This is a genomic window from Ciceribacter sp. RN22 (assembly GCF_024054295.1).
Lineage (GTDB): Bacteria > Pseudomonadota > Alphaproteobacteria > Rhizobiales > Rhizobiaceae > Allorhizobium > Allorhizobium lividum.
The window spans coordinates 198,069-215,625 of record NZ_JAMXLD010000001.1 but is presented as its reverse complement, the minus strand read 5'-3'; the positions used below and the strand labels follow the sequence as shown (position 1 = coordinate 215,625).

The window sequence follows — 17,557 nt, the reverse complement described above, 5'->3', positions numbered from 1 at the left end:
CAAGGTCTGCAACATTCAGACCGAGCAATAGGTGTTGTAGAGCGCACCGATGACGTTGCGTGCCGGTTCGCTTTCGATCCGGTACCAGATCGTCTGTCCATCGCGCCGGCCGCTGATGATGCGGTCCCGACGCAGGAGCGCCAGATGCTGCGAGACCGTCGAGTCGCGAATGCCGAGGAATTCGGCGAGCTGGCCGACCGAGCGTTCGCCGTCGATCAACTGACAGAGAATAAGAAGCCGATGCCGGTTGGCGAGCGCCTTCAACAGCTCACTGGCGTCGTCTGCGGCATTCTGCATGGAATCAGGGTTAAGCTTCATTCTTGCGTATCTACGTCATTGTGAATATAATGTCAACTATCGCAGGCGCCTCTGCCGGGTATCTGGCGCCTTGAAGGAGACATATAGCATGGAAAAAGATCGGCAAATCGTTTGTCCGCATTGTGGCGCCGTCAATCGGACGAAGGCAGGGCGTCCGGCCGCCGAGGCGCGCTGCGGCGCCTGTAAGGAAGCACTATTCGAAGGGCATCCAGTCGAGGCGGATCCCGCAATGTTCGAAAAGCAGATCGCCCGCAGCGAGGTGCCGGTTCTCGTCGACGTATGGGCCCCCTGGTGCGGTCCCTGCAAGATGATGGCGCCCCATTTTGCGGAGGCGGCGAAGGTTCTGGAACCCTCCATGCGTCTGATGAAACTGAACTCCGAAGATCATCCTGACGTCGCCGGACGGCTCGGCATTCGGGGCATTCCCACGATGCTGCTCTATCGGGACGGTCGAGAGATCGCGCGGGTCTCGGGTGCGATGTCCGCGCGGCAGATCGTCGACTGGGCCAATACCCAGATGGCGCAGGGCGCCTGACGGGACTTCGACAGCCGCGTCTGCGGCAAGAAAGCGCTGGCCTCGCCCTGTGATCCGCTGTACGCCTGCGAGCCTTGATAGCTCGTAAAGGGACCGCGTATTGATCGGAACGCGATTGGAGGAAGGTGGAATTTCCCCTCCGGCGGCTCACTGGAGTGCGCGGATTCGTTCCGGATTCATCGGTTGGCTCGCTGTTTGTCTCGTCACTGCCGGCTGTGCCGGTCGGCCGATCGGCGTCATGGAGCCCGTGGATGCGAGGGCCGATGGCGCAAGCCGGGTGGACCTCATCGCTGCGACCACCCGCGCGCCGTCTGACGACAAGGCGATCCTGTTCACCGGCGAACGGGGAAGCGGCCTGATGATGGACGCCGTCACGATCTCTATCCCGCCGGAGAAGAACCGCAAGGTCGGACAGGTTCAGTGGCCGAAACGTCTGCCGCCGGATCCCTCGCGGGAATTCGCGACCGCTGCAGTCGACCCGCTCGATTCGGATGAGGAGGCCAAGACCTGGCTGCGCAAGCACAAGGTCACGAGCCGCCGCGTGCTCGTCTTCGTACACGGTTTCAATAATCTCTACGAGGATTCGGTCTATCGTTTCGCGCAGATCGTCCATGATTCCGGCGCCGAAGTCGTTCCGGTCGTGTTTACTTGGCCGTCGCGCGGCAACATTTTCGACTACGCCTACGATCGCGAAAGCACCAACTATTCCCGCGATGCGCTCGAAGACCTGCTCACCCGTATCGCCAGTCATCCGGACGTGGCGGACGTAACCGTCATGGCGCACTCCATGGGCACGTGGCTTGCCGTCGAGTCGCTTCGCCAGATGGCGATCCGCGACGGCCGCGTCCATCCAAAGATCAACAATGTCATTCTCGCCGCGCCGGATCTCGACGTCGACGTTTTCGCGCAGCAATTCCGCGCGTTGCAGAAGGATGCCCCGCATTTCACACTCTTCGTCTCGCGCGATGATCGGGCGCTGACACTCTCCAAGCACCTCTCCGGCAATGTGGAGCGGCTCGGACGTATCGATCCGAGCAAGGAGCCGTATAGATCGGAGCTCGAGAGCGCCGGTATCACGGTGATCGATCTCACGGAGCTCAAGGCCGAGGATCAGCTGAATCACGGCAAGTTCGCGGAAAGCCCGGAGGTTGTACGTCTGATCGGTCAGAGGCTGGTAGCCGGGCAAACCATCACCGACTCGCAGGTGGGGCTCGGAGAAGGCCTCGCCGCGGTGACCGTCGGCGCAACCAGTACAGTCGGGCAGGCGGCCGGTGCCGTCATCAGTGCGCCGATCTCGATCTTCGATCCGCGCACGCGCCGAAGCTACGGCCGTCAACTGATTCTCTTCGGGCAGAGTGCCGAGGGCACGATCGGCTCGGTCGGCAATTCGCTGGGTGCCACGGCCGCAAAGTAGGTCGTTTCCGCTTCCCGTGAGAACGAAGAGTCTCGCCTAATTCCTCCAGATCATGACGTTTGCCCTTGCGTAGCGCTCCGTGTGTTTGCGTCGCCGAACCGTGGGCTTGTGTGATGAGGCGTCGCACCCCGAGAAAACCGGTGGCATTTTTCCCAAACTGATATATCACATTGGTTGGGCCGGCGCGGAGTGTTCGCCGGGCATTTCCGGGGCGAGGGGACCGAACGGCATGAGCAAGACCACCGTTGTTGTCGGAGCCGGTATTGTCGGCGCGGCGATCGCATTCGAACTTCAGAGGCGTGGTCGCCAAGTGACGCTGATTGATCGCGACCAGCCGGGGCTAGGCGCGTCCTTCGGCAACATGGCGAGCATCGCAGTGTCCGAGTTCATGGCCGTGTCGCGTCCCGCGACATGGAGGAAAATCCCGCGCTGGCTGCTAGACCCGGAAGGCCCGGTCTGGTTGCGACCTTCCTACGCACCCAAGATGACGTCGTGGTTCCTCCGCTTCATTCTTGCCGGACGTCCTTCGCGGGTCGCCGCGATCGAGGCGGCCGGTGCCAGCCTCTGTGCCCGCGTACTCGACGATCTGAAGCCGATGCTCGAAGCCATCGGCGCCCGGGACATGCTGACTGACGAGGGCTGTCTCGCAATCTACGAGACCGAGGCGGAGTTTGCCGCCGATCGCGATCACATTACGCTCATGGGAAATTACGGATTTACCCATCAGGTGTTGACCGGGAAAGCAATACGCGACCTCGAACCGGCCTTGTCGCCGCATATCGCCAAGGCCGTGTTGCTGCCGGCAAACCGCTCGATCCGCGACCCGTATCAGCTTGTGTTGAAGCTCGTCGACGCCTTCAGGCAAGCCGGTGGCATCGTCCTTTCCGGCGAGGTCGAACGGGTGGAGCGACGCGGCGGCGGCGCGGACGTCGTCCTTGCTGGCGGAACCCGGCTCGCTGCGTCGGATGTCGTGCTCGCCGCCGGTGTCCGGACGCGCGCTCTTGCCGCCCGGCTCGGCGAGCCGATCCCGCTCGAGACCGAACGCGGTTATCACACGCAGATCATGGCGCCGGGGATTTCCATGCGCCACTCGATCATCTGGCCGGAACGCGCCTTCATGGTGACCCCGACCGCGGGCGGTATCCGCGTCGGCGGCAATGTCGAGCTCGCCGGCCTTGACGCCGCGCCCGACTATCGGCGCGCCCGCATTCTCGTTCGTCACGCCCAACGCGCGCTACCGGGCCTGAAGGCAGAGGAGACGAGTGAGTGGATGGGACACCGCCCCGCCTTCCCCGATACCTTGCCGATCATCTCGGCGTCGTCGCGGGTGCCCGGCGTCTGGTACGCGACGGGGCACGGTCATCTCGGCTTGACCTATTCGGCGACGACGGCAAGGCTCATCGCCGATATGATGACCGGAGCGCCGCCGCCGGTCGACATGAAACCCTACAGCATCACCCGCTTTTGACGGTAGAACCGCCACGCTTGATTGGAGCAGAGACGATGAGATGGAAACGCACGATCCAGTTGCTGGATGTCCATTGCGAGGGTGAGATCGGCAGGCTGGCGATCGGAGGCGTGCCGAAAATTCCGGGCGAGACGATCGCCGAGCAGTTGCACTGGCTGAACACCGATCCCAAGGGTGAGGAACTCCGCCGCTTCCTCGTGCTCGAGCCGCGCGGTGCTCCGATCGGCTCGGTCAATTTGTTGCTCCCGGCAAAGCATCCGGAGGCCGATGCCGGGTTCGTGATCCTGCAGCCGGATCAGGCGCACGCAAGCTCCGGCTCGAACTCGATCTGCACGACGACGGCGCTGCTGGAATCGGGCATCGTCGAGATGAAGGAGCCGGAGACGGTCGTCACGCTCGATACCGCGGCGGGCCTGGTCCGCGCGACGGCGACCTGCCGCGACGGACGCTGCGAGAAGGTAAAACTCACCATGGTGCCATCCTTCGTGCATGAACTCGATGTCGGGATCGACACGGAGCAATGGGGGCGCATCACGCTTGACCTCTGCTATGGCGGCATCTTCTACGCGCTGGTGGATGTCCGCCAGATCGGTACGACGATCGACAAGGCGAACGCCCGCACCCTGGTCGAAGCCGGCATGATCCTGAAGGAGCTGATCAACCGCACCATTCCCGTGGTGCATCCGGAAATCCCGGCGATTTCGGGCGTCGCTTACGTCATGTTCCGCGACATCGATCCGGACGGTGCGATCCGCACCTGCACGACCATGTGGCCCGGTCGTGTCGATCGCTCGCCCTGCGGCACCGGCAATTCGGCAAATCTCGCGACGCTTCACGCCCGCGGCAAGGCGAAGGTCGGCGACGTCTTCAAGTCGCGGTCGATCATCGGCTCGGAATTCGAGGTCGGACTGTCGGCGGTGACGGAAGTCGCGGGAAGGCCGGCCATCATCCCGACGATCACCGGGCGGGGTTTCACCTTCGGCCTGACGCAGGTGGCGCTCGATCCGTTCGATCCCCTTGCCGAAGGCTTTGCCCTCACGGATGTCTGGGGACCGTCCGCCGGGGAGATCGGCAAGCCGCGCGGGTAAACGGCAAGCGGCGGTCGCTGGGACCGCCTCCTCCTCATTCAGGGATAGATCACGCCCTTGCGCAGGATCACGTTGGCATAGAGGCGAGGCTCGCTCGTCTGAATGATCGCGTGGGCGGCGCGGACGCGTTCGTAGAAGGCGCTTCCGACGAGCGGTGTCACGCTCCGCTGCGGTTCGTGTCGGCTGCAGCAATCGAGGATCTCGCTGTGCACGGGATCGAGCCGGTCGCGATCCGGGCCGACCGTCGACCGGAAGATCGCCTCCGGAACGAAATCATCGATCGGCAACACGCTGAGGACCGCGTTGAGCACCGGCACCAGTCCGTGGCCATCGAGGCGGATGAGGCGGCGGGCGTGTTCGACGCCGGGATAGTTGCCGTCGACGATGGCGATCTCGTCACCATGGCCCATGCCCCGAAGGGTCGCGAGCAGATCGGGTCCGAGAAGCGGATCAAGTCCCTTCAGCATGTTCGATTTCCTTGAATAGCACTGTTTGGTCTGTGAGATAGCGGGCGAAGATCGGCAGGCTTGCGCCGCCGATCGCGCGAGCCTGACTTCCGACGACGCCCTCGACGATCTCGGGCACCTGAATGCCCTGGAGATCCAGGCGTCCGAAAGATTCGTTGACGGCGGCGACCAGACGGCGACGTACCCAATCGGGGAAGCCACCGTCGATAACCGCTGCGGAAAAGTCGATGATCGAGGACGCAGCGACCGTGGCTTGGGCAATGGCGTCGGCGCTGTCGCGGATCCAGATTTCCAGCGGCTCGCCGAAGTCGATCCAGTCGGTCGCGGCATACCATAGCGGCTGCGGATCGATGCCTCGTTCTTGCAGAAGGTTCTCCAGCACGAAGATCGATGCGATTTCGAGCAACTGTTTTGTTTCGCCGTGCTTGTTCCGGACGGGGAGGGGGCCGATAGCGCCTGCCGTTCCCGTTTTCCCTACAAAGACAGTCGAATTCAGAACGATTCCGCCGCCGATGAAGGAGCCGACGTAGAAGTAGACGAAGTCGGGGTAACGAGAACCGAGGCCAAAGACCAGTTCGGCGCCGCAGGCGCTTGTCGCGTCGTTCTGAAGGAAGACCGGATAGGGTGCGCGGCCGGCGACCTCCGCCTGGAGGTCGAAATTGCGCCACGTGTCCATGGCGCCTTGGGGCGCGCCGACTTCTTCGGCCCAGTTCCACAGTTCAAACGGGGCGGCGATCCCGACGCCCGCGACATTCGCTCTCTGTTCGGGTGACATTCGCGTCTCGAGTTCGGCGATGCCGCTGACGATGAAGGCGAGAATCTCCCGCGGCTCCGGATAACGGTAGGTGCGATGGAGTTGCAGCCTGATCTTTCCAACGAAATCCATCAGGATCAGATCGGCGCTGCGGCGGCCGATCTTCACGCCGAAGGAGAAGACCGCATCCGGGTTGAGGAACATCGGCACCGACGGTTGCCCAACCTTGCCGCGGATCGGCTTGCCACGGACGAGCAGCTCGTCTTTCTCGAGCGCCCGCATGATGACGGATACCGTCTGTGCCGAAAGCCCCGTCTGCCTGGCTATATCAGCCTTCGAAATGCCACCCTGGCGGCGCACGAGCGAAAGCACGAGCCGCTCGTTATAGGCCCGTACGCGCACTTGGTTGGCTCCACCGCCCGCACTCACCATCTGAGGAAGGTCGGACCTGGGCGCCGGTTGTTCGGTAGATGACATGGCCGCTCCTCCTTTCCGACCGAGTTCCCTCCCGCTTCATGCATTATTCGCCCCAGCATGTCACATCCAATTAATAATTCAATTGGATTTATTTATTGACAGGGCCGCGCCTCGGTGTTCTTAATGGCCTCGGAGGAAAGTTGCACTGACCCTTCGAGCCACCAACGGGCGCGAAGATCGCGTCCGGACCCATTCGTTTTGTCGTATGGCCGGAGACGGCCGCTGAATAATCTCGGGAGGAAGAAATGAAGAAATCTCTGATCGCAACCGCCGTGTCGGCTCTGGCCCTCGGCGTCGTCTTCGCGGCGCCTGCACGTGCCGAAGACGTTTCCGCATGCCTCATCACCAAGACCGACACCAACCCCTTCTTCGTCAAGATGAAGGAAGGCGCGACCGCCAAGGCCCAGGAACTGGGCGTCACGCTGAAGGCGTATGCCGGCAAGGTCGACGGTGATTCCGAAAGCCAGGTCGCAGCAATCGAGTCCTGCATCGCGGACGGCGCAAAGGGCATTCTGCTCACCGCATCCGATACCAAGGGCATCGTTCCGGCGGTAAAGAAGGCACGTGACGCCGGCCTTCTCGTGATTGCTCTCGACACGCCGCTCGAGCCGCTCGATGCCGCCGACGCCACCTTCGCGACCGACAACCTGCTCGCCGGCAAGCTCATCGGCCAGTGGGCTGCGGCGACCCTCGGCGACAAGGCCAAGGATGCCAAGGTCGGCTTCCTTGATCTGACGCCGTCCCAGCCGACGGTCGACGTCCTGCGCGACCAGGGCTTCATGATCGGCTTCGGCATCGATCCCAAGGATCCGAACAAGATCGGTGACGAAGATGATGCGCGCATCGTCGGCCACGATGTGACGAACGGCAACGAAGAAGGCGGCCGTACCGCCATGGAGAACCTTCTCCAGAAGGACTCCGAAATCAACGTCATCCACACGATCAACGAACCGGCTGCCGTCGGCGCCTATCAGGCGCTCAAGGCTGTCGGCAAGGAAAACGACGTCCTGATCGTCTCGGTCGACGGCGGTTGCCCGGGCGTCAAGGCGGTTGCCGAAGGCCAGATCGGTGCGACCTCCCAGCAGTATCCGCTGCTGATGGCGTCGCTCGGCATCGAAGCCATCGCCAAGTTCGCCAAGGACGGTACAAAGCCGCAGCCGACCGAAGGCAAGGACTTCTTCGACACCGGCGTTGCGCTGGTCACCGACAAGCCGGCCGAAGGCGTCCCGTCCATCGACACCAAGGAAGGCCTGAACAAGTGCTGGGGTTGATGCCCTGATCCTTTAGGTCGACAATAAATTGAAGGGCGGTCTCGGCCGCCCTTTTTCAAACCGGAAAGCAATAAGCGCCGGGTCCCTACGGGAGGGTTCACATGGCAAGTATCCAGGAATTCGAAAAGGTTCTCGACAAGAGCGACCAATCGATCGCCGCGTTCGAGGACAGGTCCTTACTTCGGAAGGTACAGCACTTCCTGCACTCGACGCCGGCCGCCGTGCCGTTCATCGTGCTCGTTTCGGCCATCATCATCTTCGGCGTCACGATCGGCGGAAAGTTCTTCTCGAGCTATACGCTGACGCTCATTCTCCAGCAGATCGCCATCGTCGGCATTCTCGGGGCCGGCCAGACGCTCGTCATCCTGACGGCGGGCATCGATTTGTCGATCGGGGTCGTCATGGTCATCTCGGCAGTCATCATGGGCAACTTTGCCGTCACCTACGGACTGCCGTCGCCGGTCGCGATCCTCGCCGGCCTCGTCGCGGGCGGGTTGTGCGGTCTCCTGAACGGCTTCCTCGTCGCCAAGGTGAAGCTGCCGCCGTTCATCGTCACGCTCGGCACCTGGTACATCGTCATGTCGACGAACTTCATCTATTCCGCCAACGAGACCATTCGCGAAACCGATGTCGCGGCGAACGCCCCTCTCCTGCATTTCTTCGGAAACAGCTTCAAGATCGGCTCCGCCGTCTTCACGATCGGCGTGGTGACGATGGTCATCCTGGTCCTCGTCTTGTGGTATGCCCTCAACCATACGGCCTGGGGCCGGCATCTCTACGCGGTGGGTGACGATCCGGAGGCCGCCAAGCTCTCTGGTATTCGGACCGACAGGGTTCTTCTCGGCGCCTATTCGCTCGCAGGTGTGATCGCAGCGATCGCCGCCTGGGTCTCGATCGGCCGCAACGGTTCGATTTCGCCGTCCGCCGCCGTGACCGACTACAATCTTCAGGCCGTGACGGCAGCGGTGATCGGCGGCATCTCGCTCTTCGGCGGGCGCGGCTCCATCATCGGCACGCTCATCGGCGCGATGATCGTCGGTGTCGTCTCCATGGGTCTCAACATGCTCGGCGCCGATCCGCAGTGGAAGGTCTTCCTGACCGGCGTTCTCATCATCTCGGCGGTCGCTGTCGACCAGTGGATCAGAAAGGTAGCAAGCTGATGGCAAAGGAAGCAATTCTCACCGCCCGCGGCCTCGTCAAGCGCTACGGCCGTGTCACTGCCCTCGATAACGCTGACTTCGACCTCTACCCGGGCGAGATCCTCGCGGTTATCGGCGACAACGGCGCCGGCAAGTCTTCGCTGATCAAGGCGATCTCGGGCGCCGTTCGTCCGGACGAGGGTGAAATTCGGCTGGAAGGCAAGCCGGTGCATTTCTCCTCGCCGATGGAGGCGCGCGACGCCGGCATCGAGACGGTCTACCAGAACCTCGCGCTGTCGCCGGCACTCTCGATCGCCGACAACATGTTCCTCGGTCGCGAAATCCGACGGCCGGGGCCGCTCGGGTCCGTGTTCCGCATGCTCGACCACAAGCGGATGGAAAAGATCGCCCGCGACAAGCTCACCGAACTCGGACTGATGACGATCCAGAACATCAACCAGGCGGTGGAAACGCTGTCCGGTGGTCAGCGTCAGGGCGTTGCCGTGGCCCGTGCCGCCGCGTTCGGATCGAAGGTCGTCATCATGGACGAGCCGACGGCCGCCCTCGGGGTTAAGGAATCCCGGCGCGTGCTCGAGCTTATTCTTGAGGTGCGTTCCCGCGGTCTGCCGATCGTGCTCATCTCGCACAACATGCCGCATGTATTCGAGGTGGCCGACCGCATCCACATCCATCGGCTCGGGCGGCGCCTCTGCGTCATCAAGCCCGGCGACTATTCGATGGCCGACGCGGTCGCCTTCATGACCGGTGCGCGCCCGGCGCCTGACGCGGAAATGGCTGCATGACGCCGAGCCTGGCGGACGTCGCAGACGAGATCATCAGGCGGGCGACAGCACGTGCCCGCTTTCTGGTCGCGATTGCAGGTCCGCCGGGGGCAGGCAAGTCTACGGTCGCGGAAACGCTCGTTGATGCGCTCGGCCGGCGCGGTGAAACGGCCGTCGTGTTGCCGATGGACGGCTTCCACATGGACAATGCAGTGCTCGAGGAGAAGGGGCTTCTTCCCCGCAAAGGCGCGCCCGAGACCTTCGATGTTCGTGGTTTCATCGACATTGTCCGTGCGATCCGCGCCGGCGGTGAGGTGCTCGTCCCGGTCTTCGACCGTAGCCGCGAGATTGCCATTGCCGCCGCACGCGTGATCTCGCCCTCCCACCGCATCGTGGTTGCGGAGGGCAACTACCTGCTGCTCGACGAGGCGCCATGGTCGGGGCTCGCCGGCCTTTTCGACCTCTCCGTCTTTCTCAACGTCCCCGAAGACGTGCTTGCCGAACGCCTCGCCGACCGCTGGCGGGGCTATGGCCTTGCGCCCGCGGAAATCGCGGCGAAGGTCGGTGAAAACGACCTTCCGAACGGTCGTCGCGTGCTCAGGCAGAGCCGCCCCGCCGATCTCGTGATCGCCAATCTCTGATCTTTTTTCACAAAACCGCAACTGCATCTCGCGTTGCCGAGTCATCGCCCTTGCCGGCCGTCTTGCCGAGGCAACTCGCTCTCGTCGCAACAGGCGAACCGACCGGTAAAATTCGAAGAATTTGCTTCAGGCAATTTCAGTTCGCGGCTGATACCAACCGGATATCCGCGGAGGTCTTCCGCTCGACCGTATCGCCTGACGCGATCTGGCGAACCGAACCGGCCGCAACAAAGAAGGAAAGGGTGTCAGAGAAGCCATGCCCATCTTGATCGTCGAAGACAACGCGACCAACGCGATGATCCTTAAACATCTGGCCAAGAAGGTCACCGATGACGAAATCGTCGTCGAGAGCGATGCCGGACGGGCCCTTGCACTCTGCCACAACACCTTTTTCTCGATGCTGATCGTCGATCAGATCCTGCCCGGCATGACCGGCCTCGAGGTTGTTCGCAAGATCAGGATGATGGAGCGCTACGACGGCGTGCCGATCGTCATGGTAACGGCAGATCAGGAGCCGAAGCTGCAGGAGGCGGCTCACGAGGCGGGCGTGACGGCATTCCTGACAAAGCCCGTGGAAGCGGTGGCCTTCCGCAATCTCCTGATCGCCCATCTGGGGGTCCGGTCTTCCATCCCAGCGGCAGCCGGCTGAGAGGCGTCGATGGGAGGCGCGGCGAGCGTTGGCAGTCGGATATTGCGGAGAGCCACCGACACTGCGACCATCCTCCAGGTCCTGTCTGTCGTCCTGCTTATCGTTCTGATCGCACTTTTCGTCGATATCTCTCGTCATTTTCAGCTGCTCTATGATGATGCTCGCGAGGATGCTCTCTGGTCCGTTGTCCAGCTCGAGCACGATGTCCGCGCTCTGGCGCATGACGTCACGGAGATCAGGAGCGGCGGGTCGCTGGCCGTTCACACCGATGAGATCGGCGTTCGGCTCGAGGCGCTGGCGCAGGTTGCTCGGACGCTTGGCGAGCTATCCCTCGCTCGCGACACAGCGACGGAGGCTCTTTACCAGTCGGTCGTCCATAGTTTGGCCGGCGCGGAACGGATCCTTTCGAATCTCGGGAATGGTCCTGAAGCCGGCGCGCAGTTCGCGCATCTCGACATGACGCTATCCACGCTCTCAGTTCAGGTCGAACAGCTGCTGGACCGGGTGCATGCCGGACAGAGTGTTGCGCGCGAGAAAAACCGGGCCGCTGTGCTTGATCTGGGGCGGAGCGCCGCCGCGATGCTCATTCTGCTGCTCGCTTCGGTCATCTTCCTGATTGTCACCCTGCGCCGGCAGTTGGGAGCCGTGCGACAGACCGGTCGCGAACTCAAGGTGGTGACGCGGCAACTCACCGAAGCCTATGAAGCGGCCGACGCCGGCAACCGGGCGAAGTCGCAATTCATGGCGACCATGGGGCACGAGATCCGCACGCCGCTCAATGCGATCCTCGGCATGGCGGAACTGCTCGAGTATTCGGAGCTTCCCGAGGATGCGCTTTCGAGCGTGAAGACGATCCGCTCGTCAGGTGAGGCACTGCTCGAGGTCATCAATGAAATCCTCGATTATGCGAAGATCGAGCATGGCAAGCTTGAACTCGAAGAGCGGGCTGTCGACATCTCGGCACTTGCGGAAACGACTGCAAACATCATTCGCGGACGAGCGGCTGATCACGGCAATGCCGTCGTTCTCGACATACCCGATGCGCTCGATGCCCACTATGTCCGCACGGATCCGACGCGACTGCGTCAGGTTCTGCTCAACCTCCTCAGCAATGCGGTGAAATTCACCAGCAAGGGGACGGTGACTCTTCGCATTCGTGAGTTCTATCGCACCGGCAAGCTGATGCTGCGTTTCGAAGTCGAAGATACCGGCATAGGTATCGATGAGGCGGGCCTCGCCAAGCTCTTCCAGCCGTTCTCGCAGGTCGATGCCAGCATCAGCCGCAGATACGGCGGCACGGGTCTCGGCCTCACCATCTGCAAGCAGATCGTCGAAAAGCTCGGTGGCGAACTCGGCATGAGCAGCACGGTGGGCGTCGGGAGCATCTTCTGGTTCGAGATCGCCGTGATCGCGGTCAACCGGGACGAGGTGATGAGGCACGGGGCCGCTCAGGATGCGGCGGCGGGTCTGCCGCGCAAACGCATCCTTCTGGTCGAAGACAACCGCGTCAACCAGCAGGTGGCACGGCGTTTCCTGGAGCGGCTCGGCCAGAACGTCACCGTCGCAAACGACGGCGCCGAGGCAGTGCGTCTTTGCGAGAACGAAACGTTCGATCTCATCTTCATGGACATGCAGATGCCCGTGATGGACGGGATCGAGGCAACCCGCCGCATTACCGCTGGGAGCCTGAACGGACGGACCCCGATCGTCGCCATGACGGCGAACGCCTCGGATGACGATCGTCGTCGTTGCCTCGAAGCCGGGATGATGGGGTTCGAGGCCAAACCGATCACCATGAAGAGGTTGCGCAACGTGATCACGAGACTTTCGGAGGCAACGGTCGAAGACAATGCCAAGGCCGAGCCGTATGACACGGGCCTCCCTGATCTGGAGGCTGTCGACATTCCGGTGCTGGCGCCGCTGCCGATCGACGGTCTCGATGGCGAACGGCAGTCGGAACTGGTGGAGGCCCTCGGAGAGGATGTCTTCCAGGAACTGATCGCGTCCTTTTTTGATGACGCCGCAAGCCTGGTACTGGAACTGCGTCAGGCCATCCGTGAGGAGAGCCCGCAAGACGTCGACCGGGTGCTGCACACGATCAAGGGCGCTGCGATCAACGTCGGCCTCAACGATATTGCCGGAAAGGCGAGTGCACTGCGAAAGACAGAGCCGAATCTCGATGACGTGGATCGGCTGACCGACGAACTGGAAACCCTGAAGTTCAAGCTTGTGGCCTGACGGCCAAGGAGGCGACGATGCGCATTCTGCTGGTGGACGACAACAATACAAATCTCAAGCTCCTGACGAAGCTCGTCGCGAAACTCGACCAGTGCGAGGCCGTGCCTTTCGCAGGCCCCGACGCGGTCCTGTCGGCCCTGCCGGACCTCGATTTCGACGTCGCCATCATCGACTATCAGATGCCGGTCTATAACGGTGTGGAACTCTACACGGAGATCGTGCGCTTCGAGAAATATGCCGACGTTCCCGTGATCTTCATCACTGCCGATACGGACATGACGACGCGCATGGCGGCCCTGAATGCCGGGGCGATCGATTTCCTCACGAAGCCGGTGAACCCGATCGAGTTCCAGGCGCGCGTGCAGAACATCGTAAGCCTTTCGCGCGCGCGCAAGCAGTTGGCGGATCAGGCAGAATGGCTTCGCCGCGAAGTCGATCGGGCCGTTGCGGAACTGCGCCAGCGGGAGCAGGAGATCATTCATCGGCTGACGCTGGCAGCCGAATACAAGGATCCGCACACCTCTCGCCATACGTCGCGTGTCGCCTCCTATTCCGAGGCGATCGCCGTCGAGCTCGGCCTGCCGGAGCAGCTCTGCAACGACATCCGTCTTGCCGCCCCGATGCACGACATCGGCAAGGCCGCCATGCCCGATACCTTGCTCCTGAAGCAGGGCCGCCTCACCGAGGCCGAGTATCGGCAGATGCAGGCGCATGCCCAGATCGGCGGAAATATCCTCGCGCAATCCCATTCGTCCTTGCTGCAGCTCGCCTCGGAAATCGCCGTCAGCCATCACGAGCGCTGGGACGGGCAGGGCTATCCGAACCGGCTGTCGGGTGAGGCGATCCCCATCGCCGGCCGGATCGTCTGCATCGCCGACAACTTCGACGCGCTCACGACCGAGCGCCCCTACAAGTCCGCATGGTCGTTCGACCGCACAGTCGAGCACATCCGAGGTCGCGCCGGCTCGCAGTTCGATCCGCAGTGCGTGGCGGCCTTCGAGCGCGCCCTTCCGAAAATCTACGAGATCATGCAACAGGATCGTGAGGAACAGGCGCTTTCGGCTATCGCCTCGGCCTCCGGCTTCTGACGGGCGAAATGCGGGATTGACCGGTGGGCTGGTCGTGGTATCGACGGCCCGACGACACCTGCCGGAGGCACGCCATGCAATCGCTCACCATCCGCCGCCCCGACGACTGGCACCTGCACCTGCGTGACGGCGCCATGCTTCGCGGCGTGATCGCCGACACGAGCCGGCATTTTGCCCGCGCGATCATCATGCCGAACCTCGTGCCGCCGGTCGTCACGACGGTCGATGCGCGTGATTACCGCAACCGTATTCTGGATGCGCTTCCGGAGGGTCACAGCTTCGAACCACTGATGACCCTCTACCTGACGGAAGAGACCGATCCCGACGACGTCGAGGAGGGCAAGCGCAGTGGGCTGATCACGGCGGTGAAACTCTATCCCGCCGGTGCGACCACCAATTCGGCGAGCGGCGTGCGCAATCTCGACAAGGTGATGCCGGTCCTGGAGCGCATGGCGAAGATCGGCCTGCCGCTCTGCGTCCACGGCGAAGTCACTTCACCGGAGGTCGACATCTTCGACCGCGAGGCCGTCTTCATCGAGACGGTACTCGATCCGCTGCGGCGGCGCCTGCCGGAACTGAAGGTGACGATGGAGCACGTGACGACCTCCGACGGCGTCGACTACATCCGCTCCTCGAACGCCAATCTTGCCGGTTCCATCACGACCCATCACCTGATCATCAATCGCAACGCGATCCTCGTCGGCGGCATTCGTCCGCACTACTACTGCCTGCCTGTCGCCAAGCGCGAGAGCCATCGCTTGGCTTTGCGGGCGGCGGCGACGTCAGGCGATCCTCGCTTCTTCCTCGGCACCGATTCCGCACCCCACGTCGATCCGGCGAAGGAATGCGCCTGCGGTTGCGCCGGCATCTATTGTGCGCCGAACACCGTGAGCTGCCTTGCCCATGTGTTTGAGCAGGAGGGAGCGCTCGACAAGCTCGAAGCCTTCGTGTCGCTGAACGGGCCGGCTTGGTACGGCCTTGCCGCCAACGAGGAAACGATCACGCTGGAGAAGGGTGACGAACCGGTCGTCTTCCCTGCCAAGATCGAGACGGGAGCGGGTCCGGTGACGGTCTTCGATCCGATGTTCCCCCTATTTTGGCGGGTCCGTTGAATTGACCGCGAATTGCCAGGATTGTCACGATCCGGGTAACCTTTTGGAGAGAACCGGCGGTTAGCCTTCGTCAAGGCAGATCGGTGGCGGTTTCACGCAGAAGAGAGCGCTTGGCATGATGCTTGACTATAATTCTCTTCTGCTCGCCCTGGGTTTTTCCGCGACCTGTCTGATGGTAACCCTTCTGGGAACCTGGGTATCGCGTCGTACGGATTCCTTCCTGCTGACCCTGGTCGTCGCGCTGTTCTTCATCGTCATCGGTATTTTTGTCTACAGTTCCTACACGCTGGAAGCGGGTCTTCTGAGGGCGTCTTTAGCGTACACCTTTCTGATGATCGGCTTCAGCATGATCTACGCGAGTTCCCTACAGTTCCGGACGGGTCGAACTCCCTGGACGCGATCGATCATTCTTTCGGTCACCACCATTGTGCCCGGGCTGCCACTGATATTCGGCGGGCTGGATGGATTGGGCTTCATTTTCATGAATGCGGCGGCCGCGCTACTCCTGATCGGCACGGGATGGCAATATTGGCGCGCGCGTGCGGAGGCGCCGGGGCCGCTTACCGGAATGGTTTTCCTTTATGTTCTCAGCGGAATTTCCTTCGTGCTGTGCGCCGCGGTGCTGATTCAGAAACGCCAGTGGGTTCTTGGCCATGCACCGGACAATTGGGCGGAAGATCTCAATATTGCGATTTGCATTGCGAGCATGTCCGGTATCGGCGCGCTGTCGCTGGCGCTTCATCAGTGGCGGCTGGCCGCGCGCCACCGGCACGAGGCCAATACCGATGCGTTGACCGGGCTTCTCAATCGCCGGGCGCTTTTCGACCACGTCGCTGGCCGCCCGGTCGGATCGAGGACGGCGGTCGTCGTCTTCGACATTGATCGGTTCAAATCGATCAACGATGAGCACGGCCACGCCACGGGTGATGCGGTCATCCGGATATTTGCGGAGGAGCTGACGACCGGAACCGGGGGCCAGCAGACTGTCGCTCGTCTCGGGGGAGAGGAGTTCGCCGTCATACTCGCCAACATCTTGCCGGGCCGCGCCGAACGTGTGGCAGGCGACATCGCCCGAAGCTTCGCCGCGCGCGAAATCCGCATCGGGGAGGCGGTGCTGCGATGCACGGTGAGCGCAGGCATTGCCTTCGGCACGCAGGAGACGGACAGCTTCGACGCAGTTCTCAGCCTCGCCGATGCGGCCCTCTATCAGGCGAAGCGCAACGGCCGTAACCGGGTCGAAATGGCCGACTTCCTGCACAGGGTTGAAACGGTGGAAACCCGCACCAACGTTTCCCCCTGAATGGCGGCACTATCTAGCATCCACCGATGCATGCTGCTATTCGCCTGATGAGGACGATCAAGGAGCGGGCGCATGATTCAGACGACATTTCCCGAACCGGCCGTGATGGCCGAACTGGTGGCCAGGATGCTCTGGGAGATCAAGGCGGTGCACTTCTCCGCCGACAAGCCCTACAAGCTCTCCTCGGGCATGATGAGCCCCGTATATATCGACTGCCGCAAACTGCTCTCCTATCCGCGCATCCGCTCGGCGGTGATGGATTTCGCCGCCGCGACCGTGATGCGCAATGCCGGCTTCGAGCAGTTCGATTGCATCGCCGGCGGCGAGACGGCAGGCATTCCCTTTGCTGCGCTTCTCGCCGACCGTCTGGGCCTGCCGATGATCTATGTCCGCAAGGCGCCCAAGGGCCACGGCCGCAATGCCCAGATCGAGGGCCATATGCCCGAAGGCGCGCGGGTGCTGGTGATCGAGGACCTGACGACGGCCGGCGGCAGCATGTTCAAGTTCATCGATGCCGTGCGCGCAGCCGGTGGTGTCGTCGAGCACGGGATCGCACTCTTCTTCTACGGGATCTTCCCCGAGGCGAAGGAGCGTTTCGTCAACGGCAACGTCACCTTGCATTACATTGCCACCTGGCGCGAGGTCCTTGCCGTCGCGCGTGCGCAGAAGCTCTTCGACGAGAACACCCTCGCCGAGGTCGAAGCCTTCCTCGATGCGCCACTCGCCTGGTCGGCGCGCAACGGCGGCGTCGCCTCACTTTCCTGACGAAGGGCTGGCAATCCCGGGCGGATTGCTTTAAATCGATTGAAACGTCAA

At 62.5% G+C, this 17,557-nt stretch carries 17 protein-coding genes; 14 read left to right on the top strand and 3 right to left on the bottom strand.

The genetic code is table 11. The annotated features are described in order from the left end of the window. Window positions 1-15: 15 nt before the first annotated feature. A complete protein-coding gene (locus NHF53_RS01060) occupies window positions 16-318 on the bottom strand; it encodes a helix-turn-helix transcriptional regulator (protein WP_114362392.1) in 303 nt (100 codons plus the stop codon). Between NHF53_RS01060 and trxC the strand changes: the two genes are divergently transcribed. The 4 genes from trxC to NHF53_RS01040 all read left to right on the top strand — a co-directional run bounded on the left by trxC (window position 296) and on the right by NHF53_RS01040 (window position 4,823). Beyond that, window positions 296-853, top strand: a complete 558-nt coding sequence (gene trxC / locus NHF53_RS01055; RefSeq protein WP_308218615.1) for a thioredoxin TrxC — start codon at window positions 296-298, stop codon at window positions 851-853. The genes NHF53_RS01060 and trxC overlap by 23 nt on opposite strands. A 163-nt stretch (window positions 854-1,016) precedes the next feature. After that, the gene (locus NHF53_RS01050) at window positions 1,017-2,267 is read left to right on the top strand and encodes an alpha/beta hydrolase (RefSeq protein ID WP_252834873.1); all 1,251 of its coding nucleotides are present in this window, start codon (window positions 1,017-1,019) and stop codon (window positions 2,265-2,267) included. 229 nt (window positions 2,268-2,496) lie between these two features. Then, entirely contained in the window at window positions 2,497-3,735 is a 1,239-nt protein-coding gene (locus NHF53_RS01045) for an FAD-binding oxidoreductase (RefSeq protein WP_252832763.1), read from the top strand. A 35-nt stretch (window positions 3,736-3,770) separates the two neighbouring features. Then, window positions 3,771-4,823, top strand: coding sequence for a 4-hydroxyproline epimerase (locus NHF53_RS01040; protein WP_114362395.1), 1,053 nt, complete (start codon window positions 3,771-3,773; stop codon window positions 4,821-4,823). 38 nt (window positions 4,824-4,861) lie between these two features. On the opposite strand, the gene NHF53_RS01035 is transcribed toward NHF53_RS01040, so the two are convergent. Continuing rightward, complete coding sequence (locus NHF53_RS01035) at window positions 4,862-5,290, bottom strand: RbsD/FucU family protein (protein ID WP_252832761.1); 429 nt, start codon at window positions 5,288-5,290, stop codon at window positions 4,862-4,864. Next, window positions 5,274-6,521: an ROK family transcriptional regulator gene (locus NHF53_RS01030; protein ID WP_252832759.1), complete on the bottom strand. Its 1,248-nt coding sequence runs from the start codon at window positions 6,519-6,521 to the stop codon at window positions 5,274-5,276. The genes NHF53_RS01035 and NHF53_RS01030 overlap by 17 nt, the downstream gene beginning before the upstream one ends. 245 nt (window positions 6,522-6,766) lie before the next feature. On the opposite strand from NHF53_RS01030, the gene NHF53_RS01025 reads away from it, so the two are divergent. The 10 genes from NHF53_RS01025 to NHF53_RS00980 all read left to right on the top strand — a co-directional run bounded on the left by NHF53_RS01025 (window position 6,767) and on the right by NHF53_RS00980 (window position 17,506). Then, complete coding sequence (locus NHF53_RS01025) at window positions 6,767-7,792, top strand: sugar ABC transporter substrate-binding protein (protein ID WP_112685584.1); 1,026 nt, start codon at window positions 6,767-6,769, stop codon at window positions 7,790-7,792. Window positions 7,793-7,893: 101 nt separating this feature from the next. Beyond that, the gene (locus NHF53_RS01020; protein ID WP_252832758.1) at window positions 7,894-8,952 is read left to right on the top strand and encodes an ABC transporter permease; all 1,059 of its coding nucleotides are present in this window, start codon (window positions 7,894-7,896) and stop codon (window positions 8,950-8,952) included. After that, entirely contained in the window at window positions 8,952-9,734 is a 783-nt protein-coding gene (locus NHF53_RS01015; RefSeq protein WP_114362400.1) for an ATP-binding cassette domain-containing protein, read from the top strand. The genes NHF53_RS01020 and NHF53_RS01015 overlap by 1 nt, the downstream gene beginning before the upstream one ends. Continuing rightward, window positions 9,731-10,354 (top strand): nucleoside triphosphate hydrolase, encoded by a 624-nt coding sequence (locus NHF53_RS01010; RefSeq protein ID WP_252832757.1) that lies wholly within the window; start codon window positions 9,731-9,733, stop codon window positions 10,352-10,354. Before NHF53_RS01015 ends, NHF53_RS01010 begins: the two co-directional genes overlap by 4 nt. 256 nt (window positions 10,355-10,610) lie before the next feature. Beyond that, window positions 10,611-11,003, top strand: a complete 393-nt coding sequence (locus NHF53_RS01005) for a response regulator (RefSeq protein WP_252832756.1) — start codon at window positions 10,611-10,613, stop codon at window positions 11,001-11,003. Between the two features lie 42 nt (window positions 11,004-11,045). After that, entirely contained in the window at window positions 11,046-13,241 is a 2,196-nt protein-coding gene (locus NHF53_RS01000; protein WP_252832754.1) for an ATP-binding protein, read from the top strand. A gap of 17 nt (window positions 13,242-13,258) precedes the next feature. Continuing rightward, a complete protein-coding gene (locus NHF53_RS00995; RefSeq protein WP_114362404.1) occupies window positions 13,259-14,329 on the top strand; it encodes an HD domain-containing phosphohydrolase in 1,071 nt (356 codons plus the stop codon). A gap of 74 nt (window positions 14,330-14,403) precedes the next feature. Further along, a complete protein-coding gene (pyrC, locus tag NHF53_RS00990; RefSeq protein ID WP_252832752.1) occupies window positions 14,404-15,441 on the top strand; it encodes a dihydroorotase in 1,038 nt (345 codons plus the stop codon). 115 nt (window positions 15,442-15,556) lie between these two features. Continuing rightward, a complete protein-coding gene (locus tag NHF53_RS00985; protein ID WP_252832751.1) occupies window positions 15,557-16,741 on the top strand; it encodes a GGDEF domain-containing protein in 1,185 nt (394 codons plus the stop codon). A gap of 72 nt (window positions 16,742-16,813) precedes the next feature. Further along, a complete protein-coding gene (locus NHF53_RS00980) occupies window positions 16,814-17,506 on the top strand; it encodes an orotate phosphoribosyltransferase (protein WP_114362407.1) in 693 nt (230 codons plus the stop codon). Window positions 17,507-17,557: the final 51 nt, after the last annotated feature.